15 protein-coding genes and 1 tRNA gene are annotated in these 26,169 nt (G+C 48.8%); 12 read left to right on the top strand and 4 right to left on the bottom strand.

The features are described from left to right. Positions 1-23 precede the first annotated feature (23 nt). From DYD62_RS14660 to DYD62_RS14630, 7 genes are all read left to right on the top strand, one after another. Positions 24-518: a methyltransferase domain-containing protein gene (locus DYD62_RS14660; protein ID WP_115228049.1), complete on the top strand. Its 495-nt coding sequence runs from the start codon at positions 24-26 to the stop codon at positions 516-518. 47 nt (positions 519-565) lie between these two features. Next, on the top strand, positions 566-1,426 hold the full coding sequence (locus DYD62_RS14655) for a class I SAM-dependent methyltransferase (protein WP_115228048.1): 861 nt from the start codon (positions 566-568) through the stop codon (positions 1,424-1,426). Further along, positions 1,369-2,562 carry a hypothetical protein gene (locus DYD62_RS14650; RefSeq protein ID WP_147288271.1) on the top strand — a complete coding sequence of 398 codons (1,194 nt, stop codon included), beginning with the start codon at positions 1,369-1,371 and terminating at the stop codon, positions 2,560-2,562. The genes DYD62_RS14655 and DYD62_RS14650 overlap by 58 nt, the downstream gene beginning before the upstream one ends. An 80-nt stretch (positions 2,563-2,642) precedes the next feature. Beyond that, a complete protein-coding gene (locus DYD62_RS14645) occupies positions 2,643-3,050 on the top strand; it encodes a sugar 3,4-ketoisomerase (protein ID WP_115228046.1) in 408 nt (135 codons plus the stop codon). Beyond that, positions 3,047-3,763 (top strand): DapH/DapD/GlmU-related protein, encoded by a 717-nt coding sequence (locus tag DYD62_RS14640; RefSeq protein WP_115228045.1) that lies wholly within the window; start codon positions 3,047-3,049, stop codon positions 3,761-3,763. Before DYD62_RS14645 ends, DYD62_RS14640 begins: the two co-directional genes overlap by 4 nt. Then, positions 3,763-4,863, top strand: coding sequence for a DegT/DnrJ/EryC1/StrS family aminotransferase (locus DYD62_RS14635; protein ID WP_115228044.1), 1,101 nt, complete (start codon positions 3,763-3,765; stop codon positions 4,861-4,863). Before DYD62_RS14640 ends, DYD62_RS14635 begins: the two co-directional genes overlap by 1 nt. A gap of 33 nt (positions 4,864-4,896) precedes the next feature. Further along, on the top strand, positions 4,897-5,646 hold the full coding sequence (locus DYD62_RS14630; protein ID WP_115228043.1) for a DUF5672 family protein: 750 nt from the start codon (positions 4,897-4,899) through the stop codon (positions 5,644-5,646). Here DYD62_RS14630 and DYD62_RS14625 read toward each other — a convergent pair whose 3' ends face one another. Next, positions 5,647-6,405 carry an NUDIX hydrolase gene (locus DYD62_RS14625; RefSeq protein WP_165928743.1) on the bottom strand — a complete coding sequence of 253 codons (759 nt, stop codon included), beginning with the start codon at positions 6,403-6,405 and terminating at the stop codon, positions 5,647-5,649. Between the two features lie 10 nt (positions 6,406-6,415). Beyond that, a complete protein-coding gene (gene phnF, locus DYD62_RS14620; protein ID WP_115228040.1) occupies positions 6,416-7,138 on the bottom strand; it encodes a phosphonate metabolism transcriptional regulator PhnF in 723 nt (240 codons plus the stop codon). Between the two features lie 163 nt (positions 7,139-7,301). On the opposite strand from phnF, the gene DYD62_RS14615 reads away from it, so the two are divergent. The 5 genes from DYD62_RS14615 (at position 7,302) to DYD62_RS14595 (ending at position 13,147) form a co-directional block, all read left to right on the top strand. Next, a complete protein-coding gene (locus tag DYD62_RS14615; protein ID WP_115228039.1) occupies positions 7,302-8,819 on the top strand; it encodes a fumarate hydratase in 1,518 nt (505 codons plus the stop codon). A gap of 582 nt (positions 8,820-9,401) precedes the next feature. Then, positions 9,402-9,492: transfer RNA gene (locus tag DYD62_RS14610), tRNA-Ser, on the top strand. A 231-nt stretch (positions 9,493-9,723) separates the two neighbouring features. Further along, complete coding sequence (locus DYD62_RS14605) at positions 9,724-10,218, top strand: DUF2165 family protein (protein WP_115228037.1); 495 nt, start codon at positions 9,724-9,726, stop codon at positions 10,216-10,218. Between the two features lie 356 nt (positions 10,219-10,574). Then, positions 10,575-11,891, top strand: a complete 1,317-nt coding sequence (locus tag DYD62_RS14600) for a hypothetical protein (protein ID WP_115228034.1) — start codon at positions 10,575-10,577, stop codon at positions 11,889-11,891. Between the two features lie 194 nt (positions 11,892-12,085). Continuing rightward, positions 12,086-13,147, top strand: a complete 1,062-nt coding sequence (locus DYD62_RS14595; RefSeq protein ID WP_115228032.1) for an FUSC family protein — start codon at positions 12,086-12,088, stop codon at positions 13,145-13,147. Positions 13,148-13,157: 10 nt separating this feature from the next. Here DYD62_RS14595 and DYD62_RS14590 read toward each other — a convergent pair whose 3' ends face one another. Both DYD62_RS14590 and DYD62_RS14585 read right to left on the bottom strand, forming a co-directional pair. Next, a complete protein-coding gene (locus DYD62_RS14590) occupies positions 13,158-13,667 on the bottom strand; it encodes an arsenate reductase ArsC (protein ID WP_115228030.1) in 510 nt (169 codons plus the stop codon). 270 nt (positions 13,668-13,937) lie between these two features. Further along, entirely contained in the window at positions 13,938-26,030 is a 12,093-nt protein-coding gene (locus DYD62_RS14585) for a retention module-containing protein (RefSeq protein ID WP_115228027.1), read from the bottom strand. Positions 26,031-26,169: the final 139 nt, after the last annotated feature.

Genomic DNA, 26,169 nt, shown 5'->3' with positions numbered 1-26,169 from the left:
AAGCATAAATAAAAGGGGATGGTATGACACGAAGCTTGGATATTGGTTGCGGGCCTAGCCCTAAAAACCCATTTAATGCCGATGAAGTATTTGGCATTGATGTCAGGGAAGATTTGGATGCAAATATCAAATGCGCTGACTTAGTGCTTGATCCTATTCCTTTTGAAGACGGGTATTTTGATTTTGTCACTGCGCACGATTTTTTAGAGCACGTTCCCCGGGTGATTTATGTGCCCAATCGTAGAAATGCTTTTGTTGAAGTGATGAATGAAGTTTATCGGGTATTAAAAGTAGGTGGGCAATTCTTATCCTTTACACCCGCATACCCTCACCCGGAAGCATTTCGCGACCCAACCCACGTTAATATTATTACCGATCAAACATTTCAGGCTTATTTTGATAATGTAAATCGCTGGGCTGCCGCCTATGGGTTTCATGGTGCATTTGAAATTAAATTGCAAGAATGGCGCGGCCCGCATTTGCTTACTGTGATGCAAAAAGTAGAAATTCCAGAATAAATTAATCGCTGCATTTTGAATGAATGATGAGATAAAAGGCTGCCGCTATGTCGATGAATGAGATCCATGAAAAGCATTGGGCTGAATTTATGACCGATGCGCATCACCGCACCTTATACGATTCATGGTGGACTTCTCGCAGTGTGGGCTATTGGCGGCAAACCCGTTTATATGCGGCGGTATTTGAAGTATTAGGTGGCTTAAAAGATTTTTCATGGCTTACTGTGGGCGATGGTGCAGGCTACGATGCCTGGCGTTTATTGCAGGCAGGCTATCGCGAAGTATTGGCCACGGATTTGGATGATGCCGTACTAGCCGAAACCAAAGCCGCCGGTTTTATTCAGAATATATCCATTGAAAATGCTGAATCACTCAGTTTTGCTGATAATTCATTTGATTTTATTTTATGCAAAGAAGCATTGCATCATATGAGCAGGCCCTATGCTGCTATTTATGAAATGTTTCGTGTGGCGCGCTATGGTGTGGTGGTGATAGAACCTCAGGATCCATGGGTAGATTACCCCTGCCGCGTGGATCAGAGCCAGCCTCATTATGAATCGGTTGGCAATTATGTTTATCAGTATTCCACCCGAGAATTAGAAAAGATTGCCTATGGCTTAAATATACGAGGCATTGCCAGCAAAAAAATGATGGATGTCTATACACCGGGCTGCGAATTTGCCATGTGTAATGATGGCGATCCAATATGGGAATCCACCCGCACACGCACCGAGCAATTAACCTCGGCCATGCATGCGGGTGAAGTGGTGGCCAGCTATGTGCAGGCGGTGTTTTTCAAAAATACAGTGACGCCAGAGCTGTTTGATATGCTGGCTCAGCAAAATCCTGAATGGCGTTTTTTACGAACAGATACAAACCCATTTCTGAATGGAACAAACGCATTTTAATGGATCCGGATAAAGAGCATGCTCATCGTGGTTCGGGAGGGCTTATGAATGAAATTTACCAACTGATTGAGAAGCTGGCTGCAACATCAGGACAATTTGCAAGTCTTTTGCAAGACCCTTTGCTGGATTCTCTGCTGTTTAATAAAAAGAATGATTTAATTAAAAAATTAACGGCGACTGATTTTTCAAAAATAAGTACGGTGTATTTAGGTGCTCATCTTTTGCATGCCAGATCAATGAGCGAAGATGTGCATTTTGTGCATTTGGCTAGCGATTTTTTACATAAGCCGCCTGCAAATATCCCCAAGGGGGCAGTGTTTATTTTACTGAATAATGATATAGGCAAAGATTTACCCGCGTATATTGATTTTTATAATAAAAATCCACAGGCTCTGTTTGTAATATGGGATTGGGATTCCCAGCATTGGCTGCAAATGAGTGCTTTGTGTGCCATTCATTGTGATGTTTATATATCCGCTTCATCAGAAACAGTGTTTGCTTTATCTCATTTTAACCCCTGCGTGATTGGCCCTGTTTTTGCCTGTGTTCATCAGTGGTCCAGAGCCTTTGTATTAAATAATCTGGAGCTATTATTATCTGAAAGAGCTGACGGGCCTTTTGGCATGCATGTCCACTATGAAAAGTATGCAAAACGTAATCGCGCAATCGCTTCGGTTATGCATCATTTTCCATCAGTTGCATTTGCAAATAATGATTTTAAAGGACGTTCTGATTTAGATAATCTGAAAGAATGGGGCGCATATAAAACGCACTGGATCATGCCCGTCTTAGGAGGGGTTCCTATTCGCGTATATAACGCGCTGCTGACGGGGGGCATTCCAATATTACCTGCTTTCTATCAAAATATGCCTGAAGTAGCTTATTTAGGTTCAGTGCCATTATATTATGATTTAAATGGCCTCGTTGAGCCTCTGGAAATTGCAAAATCAGCCCTCAGCGTATTTAATGAAAGTGGCGAAAATGGTTTAATTCAAAGAGTGCTTGATGGCTTGGCAAGGCATCATGCAGATACACGTTGTAATGATATTTTATTACGTGTGCAGCATACCATTGATGGTATTTTAAAAAATGATTATGCATTTCACGATTCTTATTTGAGTGCGTATCACGCCTAGTTCAATTTTGTAGTTTGCCATTTTGTTTTTGCTCAGTTTTTTACTTATGCGGATTCGGTATTTTTGAAGCAGAGGTTATTATGCAAATTAAATTTATTCAACTACAAAAGCATGGGGATGAGAGGGGATCATTGGTTTCTCTCGAAGAACAAAAGAACATCCCTTTTCCAATTAAGCGGGTTTATTATTTATTTGGCACAAAAGAAGGCGTCCGTCGAGGATTTCATGCACACAAGACCTTGAAGCAGGTGGCTATTTCATTACGTGGGTCTTGCCGTTTTTTGCTGGATGATGGTAAGGAAAAAATTGAGCTTTTATTAGATAACCCGGCACAAGGATTATTAATTGAGTCGATGATTTGGCGGGAAATGTATGATTTTAGTGACGACTGTGTTTTATTGGTATTAACCGATGATTATTACGACGAGTCAGACTATATTCGTAGCTATGAAGAATTTACTAATCAAGCCGTGAGTGCCATATCATGATTCATCCTTCTGCAATTGTTTCAGAAAAAGCAAAATTAGGGGCTAATGTTACCGTCATGCCTTTTGCTGTAATTGGCGAGTGCGTGATCGGCGATGATAGTGTGATTCATCCCCATGTGGTTATTGCTGATGGGGTGAGCATCGGACGCGCTGTTGAGGTTTTTCCAGGGGCCTTTATTGGTAAAGAACCTAAAGGTGCTGGTGCTTTGGCACGTATGCCAGAATTTGATAAGGTGGTCCAAATTGGAGACGAGTGCTCTATTGGTCCCAATTCAGTTATTTTTTATGATGTGATTATCGGCAATAACACGCTGCTGGGTGATGGCGCTTCTGTCAGGGAAAAATGCAGCGTGGGTAATTTCTGTATCTTAAGTCGCTATGTCACGGTGAATTACAATACTAAAATTGGCAGCCGCACTAAAATAATGGATTGCAGCCATATTACCGGGAATGCGGTTATTGGTGATGATGTATTTATCAGCCTGCATGTAGGCACAACGAATGATAATGCGGTAAGAGAAGGATATTCATCGCATGTGGTTGGCCCCACCATTGAAGATAATGTAGTTATTGGTGTGGGTGCTTCATTATTGCCGGCTATTCGGGTTGGGCAAGGCGCTACAATAGGTGCAGGCTCGGTTGTGACTAAAGATGTAAAAGAAAAAACATTAGTTGCCGGTGTACCTGCGCGCTTTGTGAAAACACTTGAATAATGAAAAAAAATATTCCCTTTCTTGATTTGAAATCGATTAATGCTCAGCATCGTGCTGAATTAATCCAAGTATTTGAGCGGGTTTTAGATTCCGGCCATTATATTCTGGGGGATGAATTAAAGCGTTTTGAAAATTCATTTGCCAAGTATTGCGAAACAAAGCACTGCGCCGGGGTGAGTAATGGTCTCGATGCACTGCATTTAATTTTGCGTGGTTTTGGCATTGGGGCGGGTGATGAGGTGATTGTGCCCTCTAATACCTATATTGCTACTTGGCTGGCGGTCACCTATGCGGGTGCCGTGCCTGTGCCGGTAGAGCCGCTTGAATCCACTTATAATCTTGACCCGGCATTAATTGAAGCGGCCATTACGCCGCGAACCAAAGCGATTATCGCCGTGCATCTGTATGGGCAGCCTGCGGATATGGATGCGATTATGGCTATTGCCGATCAGTATCATTTAAAAGTAATTGAAGACGCAGCCCAAGCGCATGGTGCCATATATAAAGGCAGAAAAGTGGGGGGGCTTGGCCATGCGGCAGGATTTAGTTTTTATCCGGGTAAAAATCTGGGCGCATTGGGCGACGCCGGGGCAATTACCAGTAATGATGATTTGCTGATTGAAAAAGTACGTATGCTTTTAAACTATGGATCAAAAGTAAAATATTTTAATGAGGAGCAGGGCTTTAATTGCCGCCTAGATGAACTGCAAGCGGCTCTGCTTAGTGTAAAGCTTCCCAATTTAGAGGTAGAAACCCAGCAGCGCTGCCGCATTGCGCAGCAATATACGGAAGGATTACAAGGGCTGCCATTGTATTTACCCAGCGTGCCTGAGGGGGTTTCACCCGTATGGCATTTATATGTGCTGCGCTCTGCAAAAAGAGATGAATTACAAAGCAGGCTGGCAGAGCAGGGTATTGCTACCTTGATTCATTACCCGATTGCACCGCATCAGCAGGGTGCTTATAAAGCATTTAATCAATTATCTCTGCCTGTAGCAGAAAAAATACATCAGCAGGTGTTAAGTCTGCCATTAAGCCCGGTAATGAGCCAGAGTGATGTAGAGCAGGTGATTGCCGCGGTTAAAGCATGTGCCGAATAGCTTTTAATAGATTAAGCTGATGAAAAGGTTTTTATGCAAGAACAAGTGATTGTGCTTATTCCGCTCTATAAGCCCGCTCTGACTGAAATAGAGCGCTATTCTCTGGATGTGTCTTTGCAAGCACTTTCCGGGCGAAAAGCACAATTTATTGCGCCAGAAAGTATTGACCGTGCTTATTATCAGGCCAATTATCCTAATATCTCTTTTGTGTGTTTTGAAGATCATTATTTTGCAAGTATTGAGGGCTATAATCGCCTGCTTTTGGCGGGTTCTTTTTACCGGCGCTTCGAATTATATGAATATATATTGATTTTACAAACAGATGCCATTGTTTTGCGTGATGAGCTGGATCTATGGATCAATAAACCTTTTGACTATATTGGTGCGCCATGGGCCGATGGTAATGAGTTGTTTGTGAATCTTGGATTGTTTGAAGGCGAGTATGGCAAAGTCATTAAAGTATTTGTGGGAAATGGCGGATTAAGTTTACGCAGAACCAAAAAATGCATCAGTCTACTGGAGGAATTCCCCGTTGCCCTTGCGGTTTTTCTTGCCGCGGGCTCCAGTGAAGATTTGTTTTTCTCTTATATGGGCGCTTTATCTGCAGATTTTATTATTCCAAATGAAATAACGGCTTCTTTATTTTCTTTGGAATTAAAGCCTGCTTATTACTATAAGGTGAATGGGGGCAGGGTGCCGATGGGTGGGCATGCATGGTGGAAATACGATGCTGCATTCTGGAAGCCCTTTTTACCCCCCTCGGCGCTTTTAAATGATTTTTAATTAAATATGGTGTTGTTTCAGAAACGCCTGCGTTACCGCCGCCGCATCCAACGTCATCTTAGGCAGGATTAAGCGGATCTGATCAAAGCTAAAGTGTTGAAAGCCCGCCACTTCGCCATCGGTATTTTGGGGCCCAAAATCCTCGGGTAGTAGTAAATCATAGGTATAGATGACTTCGTCGTGCCAGCCATCGGCCTCTGCCCGCGTTGTCCGCAAGCTGCCGCTGGAGACGGCCCGGCTGGCTAATTGGGCAGGGATGCCCGCTTCTTCTGCCAGCTCTCTGATCACACAATCCCATGCTTTTTCCCCTGCGGATATGCCGCCTGCGGCTAGGTTGTCCAGCTTGTCGGGATCAATGGCTTTGCTGCAGGCACGTTGGGCAATCCATAGCCCGCTACGGGTGTAGCCATTGATATGGACGGCACGGCTGGTCAGGCCAAAGCGGCGAAAGGCGGCGCGTTCAAGCTCGAATAAAGGCTGAGATAAATCCAAATCACCGGCCTGATCGCTGGCAAATACCGTGTAGCGTTCATTGCGCCAGCCCTTAATCCAGCCGGCACCACGCATCTTGATTGCGGCGTGTTCTAGTTGTGCTTCAAGTGTTTTTGCATCGAGGCCTGCGTTTACACAGATTGCGTTGTCGCTGATCTGCATTGCCGCTGACCCCAGTGTGGCTTGCAAAAACGGCAGGCTGCTGTCTTCCATCCAGCCTAATGTTTGGTTCAGGGCAATAAATCGGCGTAAGGGCTTGGCTGTCATGGGCATCGGTTTAAAAAGTTTCGGCTTCTAAGTAAATTTGCACCGCATCGCCGGTGAAATGGGTAATGCCATATTCAATAATCTGGCTGTCTGCATCACTGTAAACGCTTTCTACGCAAAGAAGCGGCTGAAATTTAGTTTGTGATAAAAGCTGTGCCTGGCCGCTTTCTGGCAGGCGTGCGCTGATGCGGGATGATTTACGCTGGCATTGTTCAATACCAAAGGCTTTAAGCGCCAGATTAGTATTGGGCTGGCTGGTGTAAAAAGCCTCAAAGCCCTGAAAGCGCGGCAGGGGAAAATATTGATGGCATACGCCCACTACGCGTTCATCCACAATATCCAGCGCCTCGATATGTAAAACATGGCTTTCTGTAGCAATGGCAAGGTGCTGACAAATTTCTGGATTGGCAGCCTCGGTTTTCACATTTAATACATGGCTTTGCCCAGCAAGACGTTGCTTTTGTAAGCTATGCGAAAAACGTGTGCGCCGGCCCAGCTGATAATCAATCATTTCTTCTTGAACAAATGTGCCACGGCCTTGCTCTATTCTGACTAAGCCACGTGCTTCAAGTGCTTGTAATGCACGCCTTATGGTATGGCGGTTGACGGCAAATTGAGTGGCCAGCTCGGTTTCATTCGGCATGCGATCCCGCAGCAGCTTGTTGCCGATATCGCGTGCCAGAGAATCTTCAATTTGTCGCCAGAGGGCAACGCCAGAGTGACGATCAAGCATGATTATAGTCTGTAGTGTAAGTGTAATAAAAGCTATTGTAATTGAATTACATTGCAACTAGATGATATTGATCTAAACGTTGAGCTGGCTGTTAGCGCTAATATTTTCTGACCCGCGCATGCGCTACAATTGCGTCATCCTGTAAAACCACTGGGACCAGAAGATGACAACAATCCGTCAGCAAGACGTAATCGATAGCATCAGCGACAGCCTGCAGTACATCAGCTATTACCACCCTAAGGATTACATCCAGGCTTTAGGTGTGGCTTATGAAAAAGAAGAATCGCCCGCCGCAAAAGACGCCATTGCACAAATCCTGACCAATAGCCGTATGTGTGCCGAAGGCCATCGCCCTATTTGCCAAGATACCGGCATCGTCACCTGTTTTGTGCGTGTCGGCATGAATGTGCAATGGGCCGACGCGACCATGAGCCTTACCGATATGATTAACGAAGGCGTGCGCCGCGCCTATCTACACCCAGATAACAAATTGCGTGCGTCTATTCTGCAAGACCCGGCAGGCAAGCGCCAAAACACCAAAGACAATACGCCGGCCGTGATTCATTACGAAGTTGTGGAAGGCAATACGGTAGAAATCGATATCGCGGCCAAAGGCGGCGGCTCGGAGAATAAATCTAAATTCGCCATGCTCAACCCATCCGATTCGATTGTGGATTGGGTATTAAAAACCGTGCCACAAATGGGCGCGGGCTGGTGTCCGCCGGGGATGCTGGGCATCGGCATTGGTGGCACGGCAGAAAAAGCCATGGTGATGGCCAAAGAAGCACTGATGGAAGAAATTGATATCCATGAGCTGATCGAGCGCGGCGCGCAAACCCGTGCGGAAGAGCTGCGGATTGAGCTGTACGAAAAAGTAAACGCGCTGGGCATTGGCGCGCAGGGTCTAGGTGGCCTTGCTACCGTACTGGATGTCAAAATCAAAGACTACCCAACCCACGCTGCCAGCCTGCCGATCGCCATGATCCCCAACTGTGCCGCCACTCGCCATGTGCATTTCACGCTCGATGGTAGTGGCCCGGCTGTGCTGGAAACGCCAAAGCTGGAAGACTGGCCCGATGTGACTTGGACACCATCGGCAGAATCGGTTCGTATTGATCTGAATACCGTAACGCGTGAAGACGTTGCTAGCTGGAAGCCCGGCCAAACCCTGCTCTTAAACGGCAAAATGCTGACCGGCCGCGATGCCGCGCACAAGCGCATGGTGGATATGCTCAATAAAGGCGAAAAACTGCCGGTTGATTTCACTGGCCGCTTTATTTATTACGTTGGCCCGGTAGACCCGGTGCGTGATGAAATCGTCGGCCCTGCTGGCCCAACCACCGCCACGCGTATGGATAAATTTACCGAGCAAGTGCTGGCCGAAACCGGCCTCTTGGGCATGATCGGTAAGGCAGAGCGTGGCCCGGCTGGGCTGGACGCCATCAAAAAGCACCAGTCCGTTTATTTAATGGCCGTAGGCGGTGCTGCATACCTCGTTTCCAAAGCCATTAAAGCCAGCCGTGTAGTCGGCTTTGCCGATCTGGGGATGGAAGCCATTTATGAGTTTGATGTGGTAGATATGCCCGTGACCGTAGCCGTGGATTCACAAGGTATCTCGGTACACGCTACCGCACCGAAAATCTGGCAAGCTAAAATCGGCAAAATCCCGGTTGTGGGTTAAGACGGAAATACAGCAGTAAGTGCAAACAAAACCCACCGTGTGTGGGTTTTGTTTTGTCTGGTAAGTAAAAAACAATCTTATCCCGCTGAGTGGCGTGTTTTTGTTGGGCGGCTACAAGCTGATCCCCTGCTGCAAATCCTTAGGTCGGTAGGGCAGGGGCGCAGCCCACCAGCCAAGAAGTATTTCATAGTTGCGTATAGCCGCGTTGAGTTAACAGAATGTATATCTTGCCGTGCAAAGGGTGCAGCACAAGCAAACATGCGCCCCTTAAGCAAGCATTGCCCCTCGTATTAAGCGGATAGGGCGTGGATAAAGTTTCCCATGATTCATTTGCGAGTGATTGGCGCTAAATATGCCAATTGAATTGTTTGGGTGTATTCAGGCAGGCAAATCTCTTTTACATTTACCCGGTTTTTTTAAATGGGTGAGTGATAGCTAATTATCTGATATATATCATAAATATCTATTTTTATTAAATGAAATGGGCTGGGGGCGCAGAGAAACTGTAAAGAAAATGAAAAATAATCGCAGAAAGGGCTTGCGCACTGCCGCTAACTTGATTATTATTCGGCCTCTTCTCGCGGAGAGATGGATGAGTGGCTTAAGTCGCACGCCTGGAAAGCGTGTATAGGTTAATAGCCTATCGGGGGTTCGAATCCCCCTCTCTCCGCCAAGAAGCCCAATGAAACCCTGACTTGTCGGGGTTTTTTTTCGTCTGCTATTTCTTGTTGTCTTTTTGAGATACTCAGCATCGCTGTGATCAAAACGTATATCAAACCTCATGCCTTTCGTATTTATTACGAATAATTTCTATAGTCTATATTTTGATTCTTGTTGAAGGTAAACTGAAAGCGTCTTCTGTTTGTATAAGACACATTCTTTTTGCCTGATTTCCGAGGATTCAATGTATACCCGACTCTCTAAAATTGCCCTTGTCTGGGCGGTGGCATTTTTTGTTTCTTTAGTGGCAATTAATAATTTGATGGATTATGAGTCTAATTATCGATTTGTGAACCATGTTTTAAAAATGGACACCACGTTTCCAGATAATGCGGTGATGTGGCGATCTATTGGCTCGCCCCTCGTTTATCATGCGGCATATCATTTTTTAATTGGTTTTGAGTTATTAATTGCTGCTTTGTGCTGGCTGGGTGGTTTTAGATTATTGAAGGCAATAAAAGATGCTTCAGTATTTAATCAGGCTAAGGGTATTGCCATTTCAGGGCTTACCCTGGGGATTATCTTGTGGTTTACAGGGTTTATTACCATAGGAGGGGAGTGGTTTTTAATGTGGCAATCCACGATTTGGAATGGGCAGGAAGCCGCTTTTCGTGTGGTGGTGATTATTGGCTTTACGCTTTTATACCTGGTTAAAGTGGATGATGGGATGCAAGCCTGAGGCGCTGCTTTTTTTAAATGCATGGAAATTTCAGTTTTCTTATTGGGTTTTTTGTAAGTTATTGGAAGGATTTTGGTAGGTTGTATAACATGAATGGGAGGCTCATTCACAAAAAGTGAGTGCCGCTTCGATGATAGGGGGAGTGATGTCCACTATATAACTGGCTGTGGACGGGGCAGTGTTTTAACTTCATAGGCCAGTTTGTAGTGGAAAATCGCTATGGGCTGGCTTTTATCTTTATTATCTATGCATATTTTGACGTAAAGCATAGATGACTACTTCATTAGCATATACTTACAAAACATTATTTGAGATAATTCAAGCCTTACACACAATTTCGTTGATGAACGGTCAAAATGAAAAAAACTTCTTATAGTGCAATGGCTCTTGCTGTTTCGGCTGCGCTTGTTTTGGTGGCTTGTGGTGGTAGTGGCGATGATGCTCCTGTTACAACTACACCCGTTGTGACAGTTGATCCCGCAAAAGAAACATTAGGCCAATGTATTGCTTCTTTGCCTAATGACTTAAAAGCGAGTGATACCAGTGAAAGCGATTTGGCTGTATTTACTTGGGACGGGCTCAAAAAATATGACTCATCTGGTAAAGGCAATTTTAAAGAGAACTGGTTGGGAGGGAGTTTTAAGCATGATTATGATGTGAGTGCCAAGCTGCTCAATATTGAGGGTGAATCAGTATTACAAACATCCAGTGAATATATTCTTAATGAAGACTTAGACGATAAATATAACAAGACAAAATACCCATTAACGATTGCTGCTCAGGAATATCGTTCTCCTGATGGTAAAAAAATACTTGGATGGGGCGAGGTGGCGACTGAGCAAAATGGTAAAGAAAACTATTGGCAGAAACGACGTGTGACTACGAATGCATCGACTGAGTTTTCGATAAATGATTTGGTTAAAGATCAGCCAAAAAATATTGAATACACACGAAAAGTAACGATTAGTTGGTTAAATGGTACGGGCACGGACAGCATCAAATCAGAGTATCGATTTTTAGGTCGTGAAAAAATTGAAACTAAATTGGGTGTTTTGGAAGCTTGTGTCAGTCAGGAAAAAACGAATGTCGCTTATAAAGACGACAAAGACAGCTCTGTTTCAATCTGGACAGAAAAACGCTGGCATATTCCCAAGCTGGGTTATGTGAAACGTGAAACCATTGACCAATCTTTTGATCCAATTAGTAAGGCGCTGACTTTTGAAGAAAAGCGGACTTACGATATCGTTGGTGCGCGTAAAAATAATAAGCGCTATGGCAGCTACGATATGTGGACTGGGGTATTAACTGGGCAGCAAAGTAATGCAGTGCCTCAGTATAGTATGTGTAATTATAGTGTGTCGGGTTCGACAACAGGCTTTCTTTGGTTGTTTAAGCCAGAAGCCAATGGTAAAGGCACTTACCGGGTTTGGGATGGCAGCAAGATTGCCGATATCGCAGTTAATTACCCAGGGAAAATTGCGCTGAATAACTTTAAGTCAGAACAGTTTAATAATGACAGTGGCGTAGGCTCAATCTCCTGGTCGCAGGATATTAATTTAGATTTAAATGCCAAATCATTGCTGGGTACGTACACCCGTACCGAAAAGCGTAATGGCCCTGCGGCGTGTGAAGGCCTTTATCCTTATAGTGCCAAAGGTACAAAAGTATTTTAATGGTTTGATTGTTTGAAGAGAAAACGCGATGTGGCTTTGGCTGCATCGCGTTTTTTATTGCAAATAAAACTTATGCAATGGGTGTGGCTTATGTAGGCTAGATCATTGCTGCTGATGATGTGGTTTGCCGGTCAACAGAGTAATTACTCACGCTAGCCTCTCTATTGATAGCCTGCTTTGTTATAGTAAGGCTTATGAAGCTATCCCATATTTTGACTGCGCCGTGGCGCGCGGTAAAAAATCCTTTATTTCTTTATCAGCATCATCGCCAGATCCATGCTTTGCGGGTGGCTTTGGCGTTTTTGTTTGGGCTGATGATTAATCTTAGTTTTCCGATTCAGCATGGCAGCTGGATGCTGGTAACCATTGTGGTGATGCTGGGCAATGTGCCGCATTTGGGCGCGGTGGCGCAAAAGACGCGGCAGCGCACGGTGGGGACTACGGTGGGGGCGCTGGCGGGTTTGCTGGCTTTGGCCCTCTATGGGGTATCGCCGCTGCTGTCTTTTGCTTGGATGGTGCTGGTGATTCTATTAAGTGCTTACCATGCAATTGGTAAGGCGGGTTATACGGCGCTGACGGTAGGGATTACGCTGGTGATTGTGGCCGGGGTGGGGGATGGTACGGTAGATGAGTCGCTGTGGCGTACGGCTAATGTGGCTTTGGGGTCTTTGATTTCGATGCTGGCGGCGTCTTTGTTTCCGCAGCGGGCGCTGGATCACTGGCGCTTTTTGCTGTCGGATAATTTGCGTGAATCGGCGCTGATTTATAGTCATATTGCGCGGCGTGTGCCGCTGGATACCGAGGCGTCGCTGGGGCGGTTTAATACGCGTCTGGTGGCAATGCGGGGCTTGATGTCGGCAGCGGCAAGCGAGTGTGAGCAAAGTGCGGTGAGCTTTGAATCAATTCAGCGTGGGCAGCGCACTTTATATAGTTTGTTTGACCGGATGGATGATATTGCTGAGAAAACAGCGGTGCTAGCTGATGGCGGGCGTCAGCGGCAGGCGATTGTAAAAGCGCTGTTTCGTGCCGCACACGGCATCCGTTTTTTGCATGCCGATTTATTGATAAATGCGCTGCCAGAGCCTCAGCTAAAAGAGCGCACGCCAGGCGCTTGCGATTGGCTGAGCGCCGAGCTCAGCCAGACTACCCGTCGCCTGTGTGATGAGTTATTGCTGTTAATGCCTGCTATTTTGGCTACACAGCAAACGCTTTTAGCATTATCAAAGGAAGAGGCGCTGCGCCGCCTAGAGGATTAGCCTGTCTGGCTCAGCCAAGGGGCGTTTGGCCAATTTCCTGCACAAGATGGTTAAGAGTGAGGTGCTCCAGTTTTTCTGAGGGCAGGCTGACCAGCAAATCAATTCTGCGTTTGATTTGTGCAAATATTTTGCAATACGAGGCGTGTTTTTCTTCTTCAGTTTCGCCGCTTGGGTCTTCATAAGCCCAATGTGCGCTGATCGGGTGGCCTGGCCAGCTTGGGCATATTTCGCCGCGGGCATCATCACATACCGTAATCACGATATCCATGTGTGGCGCATTGCGCCCTTCAAATTCTTGCCATGATTTGGAATGCAAATGACTGGTGTCATAGCCTATGGATTGAAGCAGCTCGATGGTATAGCGGCTGATTTCGCCGCTGGGGTGTGTTCCTGCGCTGTAAGCGTTAAACCGGCCATGCCCCAGTATATTCAGCAGTCCTTCCGACATAATGCTGCGCGCTGAGTTGGCGGTGCATAAAAATAAAACATTGAATACACGGTTAAATGCGGGTTGAGTCATTCGATGGTTCTCGTCTTTTTGCAATGGTGAGGCTGGATTAATCGCTTCAGCCTGAATGCTGTTGTGGTTTTTATTTAAGCCGTTGTATGTGCGGGCGCTTAAGGTGTTTGCGGATCAGGGATGAGATCTTAAACGCCTTAAATGAAACGAAAGCTTCATATTTCTTACAATGTGTAATTTATTTTGTCAGTTGTGCGGGTAGAGAGGAGCGTGTTGCGTGTATAAAAAAACGGCTCCCTTAGGAGCCGTTTGCTTTGCCGTTTTTAAAGCTTAATCAACGATCAGCTTATTGTTCTGTAGCAGGTTTTTCAGAATATCTGCATCAGTTGCGCCAGTTAGATCAACCCCTTGCAAGATAATGGTCTGATCTTCTTTGGCTGCGTTATAGCCACCGCCAAACTCACCTGCCGTGCTGACATGAATTACCGTGCTGCTGCCTGATTTTTCTACGTGCAGATAATTAAGCAGGTTGCCAATATCGTTGCTGCCATGCGTTTCACCAATCAGTAGATCACGCATGTCGAGCTTATCGTTATTGCCCGCTGAGGTGTTCTGATTGAAATCCATCACCACATCGGTGGCCGTTTTTACCACATTGACATTGGCTCCAATGCCAAACTCGTTGCCTGTGCCTGCTGCTGTAGCGCCGCGTGCAACGGCTTGATCGCCAGGCATCCAGAGGAAGACATCGTCACCGGCATCGCCTTTGAGTACGTCGTTTCCAGAGCCGCCGCGTAATACATCATGGCCAAGCCCGCCACGCAAGGCATCGTTATCACTGCCACCATCAAGGTAATCATTGCCGGTGTGGCCATACAGCAGATCCACACCAGATTGACCAAAGATGGCATCGTGGCCAGTGCCGCCGTTCACAACGTCGGCCTTGGGGTTGCTTACGCCAACTGCGGCGCTGAACAGCTGGGTGCTGGAGTCTACTAAAGAGCCTAAATCCAGCGTCATCAGCTTATGGCCCAGAATATCTGCAAATTTGTAGCCTGCAGAATCGCTGTCCCCTGCGTAAATCACATCATCGCCGCGGCCTGACTCAACGTAATCGTTACCGCCTCCTGCATCAATTACTTGATCTACCGACTGGGTGTATTGGAAGCGCTCACCAGGATTTGGATTAGGTGCACCTGCAATAGCGCCACCGCCTAATTGCAGGTCAATCACCGTGCCTTCTGTTTTTTCTGTGCCCCATAGCGTGGTGGATTCACCATACATATCGCCAATCTGATCATTAAAGCTGGAGCCCATGATCACTACCGGATCGGTATGGCCTTGGATATTGATCGTGAGCGTGGCGGTAGATGTGCCGCCTTTGCCATCGGATGCGGTGTAGGTGAATTTCTCGCTTAAGGTATCTCTGTCGTTAAGCGCATTCACGCGCGGATTGCTGTTGTCTAGCGTATAGCTATAGCTGCCGTCCTGGTTGATCGTGAGCTGGCCAAACTGACCGCTGATAGCCTTACCCACATTGGTGGCATTGTTGTTAATGGCCTGAACCACCAGCTTATCGCCATCGACGTCGATATCGTTGCTAAGCACATTGCCGGTAATCGGATTCGCTGCACTGTCTTCGCGGATGCTTGCGCTATCGTCGTTGGCGCTTGGTGCATCGTTGGTATTGGCGACCTGAATGGCGACAAAGGCGTTGTTGGTGGCGGTTTCACCTGTGCTGTTTTCTACGCTTACCGCTTGCAGGCCCACCTTGTATTCACCAAAGAAATTAAGCGGCGGTCTAATTTGCAGATTGTTTAAGTCCCAGCCTTTCAGATTGAGCGCCGAACCATCGCTTGGCACGTTATAGGTATGCACACCATCAAAAACGGTGCTGCCAGCTTTCAGCTCTGTCAATGAAAGGCTTTGCAAGCTTTCGGAGCCATCGGTATCGCTGAGCTTGGCTGCCAAGCCAAATAGTTTGATGAAGCTGTCTTCCTGGCCGCTGATGCCCTGCGGGTAGTAGCCGCCATCACCCGTTGCCACCAGATTGCTGTGCAAGCCGCCGCTGGTTTCAAGCTGAGCTAGGTTGCTGTAGAGCTGGAAGTTGCTGGTGTTAAAGTCGACGGCTTTTCCGCCATTAACGCTGACATTCAGATCCATCGCGCCTACGTTGGATGCGTTGTAGACGATCATTTCAACGGTGTAGTAGCCCGATTTTCCTGGTACAAATGGCGTGGCAGTAAATGTGCCATAGCCATCATAAGGGCGGTTCATCAGCTCTACGCCGCCAATTTTCAGCAGGGAAGTATCGTCAACATAGCCGCTAAACGTATAGTTTTTGCCTTCTTCAAGGTAAACCAAGCCACTGACTCTGTAGGCAGAATCGGTTGCGATGCCGCTTGGCGCATCAGTGCCATTAGGCACATAAACATCGGGTGATGTGACCACGGTGGTGCTGGTTGGCACTTTGCCTTCCAGCTCTGCTTCGATACGTGTTGGCGTTCTGGCTGTGGTGGTGTTCAGGTTGTCGTTGGCATTTGGCGCATAGTACTGCTGGGTTAAGCCATTGCCTTTCGGTGGCGTGACCGTGGTTGTGGAGCCATTCACTAGGCTAATCCCGCCAATGCTGATCACGGGCATATCGGCCACCGGCTTGATATCTACCACCATGCTAACTTTATCGCTGCTGGCGCTGCCATCATTGACCTGATAATCAAACTTGGCATAGTCAGATTTTTGATCACCTGTACCTGCTGAGTTAAAGCTATTGTGGCCCGATTCATTGGCGTCAGGGATAAAGGTCAGCTTGCCCGCATCAATATCCGCCTTGCTGAAGGTGAATTGAGCCGGGTTAGTGATGGCTACGCCGTTAAATTGCAACACCCCATCAGCAGGCAGCGAGCTTAATTTGATCAATAGGCTGCTTACTGATGCATCACCAGCGGAGGCATTAAAGTCACTCCATGTAAAGGTATAAGCCGTATCTTCAGTGCCAGAGACTGAGCCTCCGGTGCTGGCTGGCGCATCGTTTGTGCCGATCACAGTGATGCTGACCTTGCCCGCTGTGCCATCTAAGCTGCTTACCGGCAGATCAAATTTAACCTGCTCGCCTTCCTTCAGTGCTTGAACGGTGGCGCTGTTGTTGTCGATATCAAACTTCCAATCGCCATTGGCTTGCAGGGTAAAGGTTCCGTAAGCGTTCTTCACGCTTTGCGGTGTGAAGCTGGCTTGGCCTGCGTCTTTGTCGGTTACCGTCAGGTGGCCGTTAGCAGTGGTTTGCGCAGCGGTATCTTCTTTGACGGTGCCTGCACCGATGTCACCCACACCTTGACCAATGATGGCAGCATCATTCGTGCCGATCACGGTGATGCTGACCTTGCCAGCTGTACCATCCAAGCTAGTGACGGGCAGATCAAACTTAATCTGCTCGCCTTCTTTAAGCGCTTGAACCGTGGCGCTGCTGTTGTCGATGTCAAACTTCCAATCACCATTGGCTTGCAGGGTGAAGGTTCCGTAAGCGTTCTTCACGCTTTGCGGTGTGAAGCTGGCTTGGCCTGCGTCTTTGTCGGTTACCGTCAGGTGGCCGTTAGCAGTGGTTTGCGCAGCGGTATCTTCTTTGACGGTGCCTGCACCGATGTCACCCACACCTTGACCAATGATGGCAGCGTCATTCGTGCCGATCACAGTGATGCTGACCTTGCCCGCTGTGCCATCTAGGCTGCTTACCGGCAGATCAAATTTAACCTGCTCGCCTTCCTTCAGCGCTTGAACGGTGGCGCTGCTGTTGTCGATATCAAACTTCCAATCGCCATTGGCTTGCAGGGTAAAGGTTCCGTAAGCGTTCTTCACGCTTTGCGGTGTGAAGCTGGCTTGGCCTGCGTCTTTGTCGGTTACTGTTAGGTGGCCGTTGGCGGTGGTTTGCGCTGGCGTGTCTTCTTTAACCGTGCCCGCGCCAATATCGCCCTGGCCTTGGCCGATGATGGCAACGTCATTCGTGCCGATCACAGTGATGCTGACCTTGCCCGCTGTGCCATCCAGGCTGCTTACCGGTAGATCAAATTTAACCTGCTCGCCTTCTTTCAACGCTTGAACAGTAGCGCTGTTGTTGTCGATATCAAACTTCCAATCGCCATTGGCTTGCAGGGTAAAGGTTCCGTAAGCGTTTTTCACGCTTTGCGGTGTGAAGCTGGCTTGGCCTGCGTCTTTGTCGGTTACCGTCAGGTGGCCTGTCGCGGTGGTTTGCGCAGCAGTGTCTTCTTTAACGGTACCAGCACCGATATCACCTTGGCCTTGGCCAATGATGGCGGCGTCATTCGTGCCGATTACGGTAATGCTGACTTTGCCAGCCGTGCCATCCAAGCTAGTGACAGGCAGATCAAACTTAATCTGCTCGCCTTCTTTCAGCGCTTGAACGGTGGCGCTGCTGTTGTCGATGTCAAACTTCCAATCGCCATTGGCTTGCAAGGTAAAGGTGCCGTAAGTGTTCTTCACGCTTTGTGGTGTGAAGCTGGCTTGGCCGGCGTCTTTGTCGGTAATCGTTAAATGGCCGTTAGCAGTGGTTTGCGCAGCGGTATCTTCTTTGACGGTGCCTGCACCGATGTCTCCCACACCTTGACCAATGATGGCGGCGTCATTTGTGCCGATTACGGTAATGCTGACCTTACCTGCGGTGCCATCCAAGCTTGTCACGGGCAGATCAAGCTTGATCTGTTCGCCTTCTTTCAAGGCTTGAACCGTGGCGCTGCTGTTGTCGATGTCGAACTTCCAATCGCCATTGGCTTGCAAGGTAAAGGTGCCGTAAGTGTTCTTCACGGTTTGTGGTGTGAAGCTGGCTTCGCCGGCGTCTTTGTCGGTAATCGTTAAATGGCCGTTAGCAGTGGTTTGCGCAGCGGTATCTTCTTTGACGGTGCCTGCACCGATGTCACCCACACCTTGACCAATGATGGCAGCATCATTCGTGCCGATCACGGTGATGCTGACCTTGCCAGCTGTACCATCCAAGCTCGTTACGGGCAGATCAAACTTAATCTGCTCGCCTTCTTTTAGCGCTTGAACCGTGGCGCTGGCATTGTCGATGTCAAACTTCCAATCACCATTGGCTTGCAGGGTGAAGGTTCCGTAAGCGTTCTTCACGCTTTGCGGTGTGAAGCTGGCTTGGCCTGCGTCTTTGTCGGTAATCGTTAAATGGCCGTTAGCAGTGGTTTGCGCTGGCGTGTCTTCTTTAACCGTGCCCGCGCCGATATCGCCCTGGCCTTGGCCGATCACAGCTTTGTCATCCAAGCCTTGCACGTCGATGCTGATGGTGGTCTTGGTGCCGTCACTCAGCGTGACGTTGAAGGATTCAGTCTTGAATTCGCCGGTTTTAAGGGCTTGCACATTGTCGGCATCGTTGTTCAGCGTGTAAGTCCACTTGCCATCGCTGCCCAGCGTCAATTTGCCGTAAGTACCTGCGGCATCGGTTTGCGGCACAAAGCTCGCTCCGCCGGTGGCGGTGAGCGTGCCCGTGCTGCTTTGCACGGTGTCTTCTTGTACTGCGCCGTGGCCGACGGTGGCGGTTTCGTTGGTCCCGTTGACGGTTATGGTGATGGTGCTTTCTGTGCCGTCGGCAGATTTAACGGTGAAGGTTTCAGTTTTTACATCGCCGTCTTTCAATGCCTGAACAACGGGATCGTTATTGTTCAGAACATAAGTCCACTTGCCATCGGTACCAATGCTGAACTTACCGTAAGTACCGTCGGTATTAGTCTGAGCCTGGAAGCTGGATTGACCAGCGTCTTTATCATCCACCAGCAAGGTTCCGCCGGTAGTCAGAACGGAATCTTCCTTGACTTGGCCAGCGTCATCGCCTGGCTTATTAGGTGTGATCACGGCTGCATCGTTGGTGCCGACCACCGTCACAACCACATTCGAAGTCGTGCCGTCTGCAGACTTAACGGTAAAGGTTTCAGTCTTGGTTTCGCCTTCCGCCAAGGCCTGAACATTGGCCGCAGCATTGTTCAGAACATAAGTCCACTTGCCATCCGTACCAATGCTGAACTTGCCGTAAGTGCCGTCGGTATTAGTCTGAGCTTGGAAGCTGGATTGACCCGCGTCTTTATCATCCACCAGCAAGGTTCCGCCGGTAGTCAGAACGGAATCTTCCTTGACTTGGCCAGCGTCATCGCCTGGCTTATTCGGTGTGATCACGGCTGCATCATTGGTGCCGACCACCGTCACTACCACATTCGAAGTCGTGCCATCAGCCGATTTAACAGTAAAGGTTTCAGTCTTGGTTTCGCCTTCCGCCAAGGCCTGAACATTGGCCGCAGCATTGTTCAGAACATAAGTCCACTTGCCATCGGTACCAATACTGAACTTGCCGTAAGTACCGTCGGTGTCAGTTTGTGCCTGGAAGCTGGATTGACCAGCGTCTTTGTCGTTAACGAGCAGCGTGCCGCCGGTAGTCAGAACGGAATCTTCCTTCACTTGGCCAGCATCATCGCCTGGCTTATTAGGTGTGATCACGGCCGCATCATTCGTGCCGACCACCGTCACAACCACATTCGAAGTCGTGCCGTCGGCAGACTTAACGGTAAAGGTTTCAGTCTTGGTTTCGCCTTCTGCCAAGGCCTGAACATTGGCCGCAGCGTTGCTCAGAACATAAGTCCACTTGCCATCGGTACCAATACTGAACTTGCCGTAAGTGCCATCGGTGTTGGTCTGTGCCTGGAAGCTGGATTGGCCAGCGTCTTTATCATCCACCAGCAAGGTTCCGCCGGTAGTCAGAACGGAGTCTTCCTTGACTGAGCCCGCATCGTCACCCGGTTTGCTTGGGGTGATGACAGCTTTGTCATCCAAGCCTTGCACATCGATGCTGATGGTGGTCTTGGTGCCGTCGCTCAGCGTGACGTCGAAGGATTCAGTCTTGAATTCGCCAGTTTTAAGGGCTTGTACATTGTCGGCATCGTTGTTCAGCGTGTAAGTCCACTTGCCATCGCTGCCCAGCGTTAACTTGCCATAGATTCCTGCGGCATCGGTTTGCGGCACAAAGCTCGCTCCGCCGGTAGCGGTCAGCGTGCCGTTGCTGCTTTGCACGGTGTCTTCTTGTACTGCGCCGTGGCCGACAGTGGCGGTTTCGTTGGTCCCGTTGACGGTCACAGTGATGGTGCTTTCTGTGCCGTCGGCGGATTTAACGGTGAAGATTTCAGTCTTCACATCGCCGTCTTTCAATGCCTGAACAACGGGATCGTTATTGTTCAGAACATAAGTCCACTTGCCATCCGTACCAATGCTGAACTTGCCGTAAGTACCGTCGGTGTCGGTCTGAGCTTGGAAGCTGGATTGGCCTGCGTCTTTGTCGTTTACAAGTAAAGTACCGCCGGTAGTCAGAACGGCGTCTTCCTTGACTTGGCCAGCGTCATTGCCTGGTTTATTAGGTGTGATCACGGCTGCATCATTCGTGCCGACCACCGTCACAACCACGTTGGAAGTCGTGCCATCAGCCGATTTAACAGTAAAGGTCTCGGTCTTGGTTTCGCCCTCAGCCAAGGCCTGAACATTGGCCGCAGCGTTGTTCAGAGCATAAGTCCACTTGCCATCGGTACCAATGCTGAACTTACCGTAAGTGCCGTCGGTGTTGGTCTGAGCCTGGAAGCTGGATTGACCAGCGTCTTTATCATCCACCAGCAAGGTTCCGCCGGTAGTCAGAACGGAGTCTTCCTTGACTTGGCCCGCATCGTCACCCGGTTTGCTTGGGGTGATGATGGCTTTGTCATCCAGACCTTGCACGTCGATGCTGATGGTGGTCTTGGTGCCGTCACTCAGCGTGACGTTGAAGGATTCAGTCTTGAACTCGCCAGTTTTAAGGGCTTGAACATTGTCCGCATCGTTGTTCAGTGTGTAAGTCCACTTGCCATCGCTGCCCAGCGTCAACTTGCCGTAAGTGCCTGCGGCATCGGTTTGCGGCACAAAGCTCGCGCCGCCGGTAGCGGTGAGCGTGCCGGTGCTGCTTTGAACGGTGTCTTCTTGTACTGCGCCGTGGCCGACAGTGGCGGTTTCGTTGGTCCCGTTGACGGTCACAGTGATGGTGCTTTCTGTGCCGTCGACGGATTTAACGGTGAAGGTTTCAGTCTTCACATCGCCGTCTTTCAATGCCTGAACAACGGGATCGTTATTGTTCAGCGTGTAGGTCCACTTGCCATCGGTACCAATGCTGAACTTACCGTAAGTACCGTCGGTGTCAGTCTGAGCTTGGAAGCTGGATTGACCAGCGTCTTTATCATCCACCAGCAAGGTTCCGCCGGTAGTCAGAACGGTGTCTTCTTTCACTTGGCCCACATCGTCACCTGGCTTATTAGGTGTGATCACGGCTGCATCGTTTGTACCCACGATCGTCACAATCACATTCGAAGTTGTGCCATCAGCGGATTTAACGGTGAAGGTTTCAGTTTTTGTTTCGCCTTCAGCCAAGGCCTGAACATTAGCTGCTGCGTTATTCAGAACATAAGTCCACTTGCCATCCGCACCAATGCTGAATTTACCGTAAGTGCCATCGGTGTTGGTCTGTGCCTGGAAGCTGGATTGGCCAGCATCTTTGTCATTCACCAGCAAGGTTCCGCCGGTAGTCAGAACGGAGTCTTCCTTGACCTGGCCAGCATCGTCACCTGGCTTATTCGGTGTGATCACGGCTGCATCATTGGTGCCGACCACCGTCACAACCACATTCGAAGTCGTGCCGTCTGCAGACTTAACGGTGAAGGTTTCAGTCTTGGTTTCGCCCTCAGCCAAGGCCTGAACATTGGCCGCAGCGTTGTTCAGAGCATAAGTCCACTTGCCATCGGTACCAATGCTGAACTTACCGTAAGTGCCATCGGTGTTGGTCTGAGCCTGGAAGCGGGATTGGCCAGCGTCTTTATCATCCACCAGCAAGGTTCCGCCGGTAGTCAGAACGGAGTCTTCTTTCACCTGGCCAGCGTCATCGCCTGGCTTATTAGGTGTGATCACAGCTGCATCGTTTGTACCTAGGATCGTCACAACCACGTTGGAAGTCGTGCCATCAGCTGATTTAACAGTGAAGGTTTCAGTCTTGGTTTCGCCTTCAGCCAAGGCCTGAACATTAGCTGCTGCGTTATTCAGAACATAAGTCCACTTGCCATCTGTGCCAATGCTGAACTTGCCGTAAGTGCCATCGGTGTTGGTCTGTGCCTGGAAGCTGGATTGGCCCGCGTCTTTATCATCTACCAGCAAGGTTCCGCCGGTAGTCAGAACGGTGTCTTCCTTCACTTGGCCAGCATCGTCACCCGGTTTGCTTGGGGTGATGACAGCTTTGTCATCCAGACCTTGCACGTCGATGCTGATGGTGGTCTTTGTGCCGTCGCTCAGCGTGACGTTGAAGGATTCAGTCTTGAACTCGCCAGTTTTAAGGGCTTGCACATTGTCGGCATCGTTGTTCAGCGTGTAAGTCCACTTGCCATCGCTGCCCAGCGTCAACTTGCCGTAAGTGCCTGCGGCATCGGTTTGCGGCACAAAGCTCGCTCCGCCAGTGGCGGTGAGCGTGCCCGTGCTGCTTTGCACGGTGTCTTCCTGCACCGCGCCGTGGCCGACGGTGGCGGTTTCGTTGGTCCCGTTGACGGTCACAGTGATGGTGCTTTCCGTACCATCCGCCGATTTAACCGTGAAGGTTTCAGTTTTTACATCGCCATCTTTCAAAGCCTGAACAACCGGATCGTTATTGTTCAGCGTGTAAGTCCACTTGCCATCGGTGCCAATGCTGAACTTGCCGTAAGTACCGTCGGTATTAGTCTGAGCCTGGAAGCTGGATTGACCAGCGTCTTTATCGTTAACAAGTAAAGTGCCGCCGGTAGTCAGAACGGCGTCTTCCTTGACTTGGCCCGCATCGTCACCTGGTTTGCTAGGGGTGATGACGGCTGCATCGTTTGTACCCACGATCGTCACAACCACATTTGAAGTTGTGCCATCAGCTGATTTAACAGTGAAGGTTTCAGTCTTGGTTTCGCCTTCAGCCAAGGCCTGAACATTAGCTGCTGCGTTATTCAGAACATAAGTCCACTTGCCATCGGTGCCAATGCTGAACTTGCCGTAAGTGCCGTCGGTGTCGGTTTGTGCCTGGAAGCTGGATTGGCCTGCGTCTTTGTCGTTAACGAGCAGTGTGCCGCCGGTAGTCAGCGTTGTATCTTCTTTGACTGAGCCCGCATCGTCACCCGGCTTACTTGGGGTGATTTCGGCGGCATCATCTTTACCATTGATGGTGATGACGACATTGTGTTGTGTGCCGTCAAGCGACTCTACAAGGTAAGTTTTATTCAGGCTGTCTTTGTCGCTCAGGCTTTGCACTGCATTGGCTGAATTATCCAGCGTGAACGACCAAGTACCATCTTTTGCGATGCTGAAGGTGCCGTATTCGTTGGTCACCGTTTGTGGTTTCATTTCTGATTGACCAGCATCTTTATCAGCAACCGTCAGCTTGCCGTTGGCAATCAGTACGCCGTCTTCCTGCACGGTGCCCTGGTCATTGCCGCTGATATTTGCAGGGTCGTCAGTAGGGGTGACGCCCACATCGACGGTGATAATGGCCGTGCCGCCTTTGCCGTCATTTACGGTAACCGTAAAGCTGTCTTTGCCGTTGTAATCCGGAGCAGGAGTGTATTCGTAGCTGCCGTCTGGCTTAACGGTAACCGTACCGTGCGTTGGCTGATCTTTGGCTGTAAAGGTGAGCGGATCGCCGTCTTTATCTGTAGCCACCAGTTTACCGGTGATGGGCGTGTCTTCTGGGGTGGTGATGGTTTGATTTGTGCCAACGGGCGCGTCGTTTACCGGATCAACGGTTACATCAACAGTCAAGACCGTCGTGCCACCTTTGCCGTCATTGACGGTAACAGTAAAGCTGTCTTTGCCGTTGTAATCCGGAGCAGGAGTGTATTCGTAGCTGCCATCTGGTTTAACGGTAACTGTGCCGTGTGTTGGCTGATCTTTGGCTGTAAAGGTGAGCGGATCGCCGTCTTTATCTGTAGCCACCAGTTTGCCGGTGATGGGGGTGTCTTCTGGCGTGGTGATGACCTGATTTGTGCCAACAGGCGCATCGTTTACCGGATCAACGGTTACATCAACCGTGATCGTGGCAGTACCGCCTTTGCCGTCATTTACGGTAACCGTAAAGCTGTCTTTGCCGTTGTAATCTTGGGCTGGGGTGTATTCGTAGCTGCCGTCTGGCTTAACGGTAACCGTGCCGTGCGTTGGCTGATCTTTGGCTGTAAAGGTGAGCGAATCGCCGTCTTTATCTGTAGCCACTAGCTTGCCGGTGATGGGTGTGTCTTCTGGTGTGGTGATGACCTGATTTGTACCAACAGGCGCATCGTTTACCGGATCAACGGTTACATCAACCGTGATCGTGGCAGTACCACCTTTGCCATCATTTACGGTAACAGTAAAGCTGTCTTTGCCGTTGTAATCTGGGGCAGGGGTGTAGATATAGCTGCCGTCAGGATTAACCGTAACTGTGCCATGTGTGGGCTGATCTTTGGGGGTGAAGGTCAGCGTGTCACCATCGGGATCAGTAGCGGTTACTTTGCCTGCAATCGGGGTGTCTTCTTTGGTGCTGATTTGAACCGGTACTGCTAGGGGATTGCCGTTGATATCTGTAGGCTGAGGCAAATCATTAACCGGGGTAACAGTAACAGCAACCGTGGCCGTGCTGCTTGTACCGTTAGCATCGGTAATCGTGTAAGTAATTTGATCATTGCCATTGAAATTGGCATTGGGTTTGTAGCTTAAAGTGCCGTCCGGATTAATGCTGACCGTGCCATTATTAGCAACGGCGGTATTTACTTTTAAATTAGTGCCAATGTCATTGCCAAGCACATTGATGCGGCTTTCGCCGTCTTCTTCAAGGGTAACTGCATCATTTACGGCTTGAATGCCCGGCTGAACCGTGCCTGGATTTAGAGGTAAGTCTGTTGCTGCAAAGTTGTTATTGCCAAAATTAAAGGCCAGCGGTTCCACCCCTTCAGCAATCCGTAATAGTTGTACAAATGAGTGGCCTTCACTTGCACCTGCACCATTTAAACCGGCTGCGGTGGCTTCTAATTCAGTGCTTAAGTCTTGTCCATTTGAAATTGCAGCGGCAATTTTTGCGGTCGATTCGGCTAAATCGCTGATGGCTGCAGTGGCTGAATCGGCCGGAGAGGTGTTTAGTATCTGTGCATCGATTTGCACCGTGCGGGCCGGGCCGATATCAACGAGCTCGCCATTAGGCAGCTGTAGCTGAACATGGCCATCATTGGCCGTAACTAAAATCTGTTGTTCATCAATTTTCTGGCCGGGCAGGAGTGGGACAGTTTTTCCACTTTCATCGCGAAGATAAGCTTTACCGTCAATTTGAACGATTGTAGCGTGCGCTTTAGTGGTATTAGTCTGTTCAGCCATGAGGTATTAACCAGAAAATGAGGGAATTGGGTCAGCATATAGAGCTTTTGTAAGCTCTAATACTGTACTGAAGTACAGTGTCATGGCCTGCTGTGGCTGATATCACTCATGAACGCAGATTTTTTGGCATTAATTTATT

The sequence above is a fragment of the Iodobacter fluviatilis genome (assembly GCF_900451195.1).
In the GTDB taxonomy this organism is placed as follows: Bacteria; Pseudomonadota; Gammaproteobacteria; order Burkholderiales; family Chitinibacteraceae; genus Iodobacter; species Iodobacter fluviatilis.
Note: the sequence above shows the minus strand (reverse complement) of the source record. Positions and strands in the feature narration are given on the sequence as shown.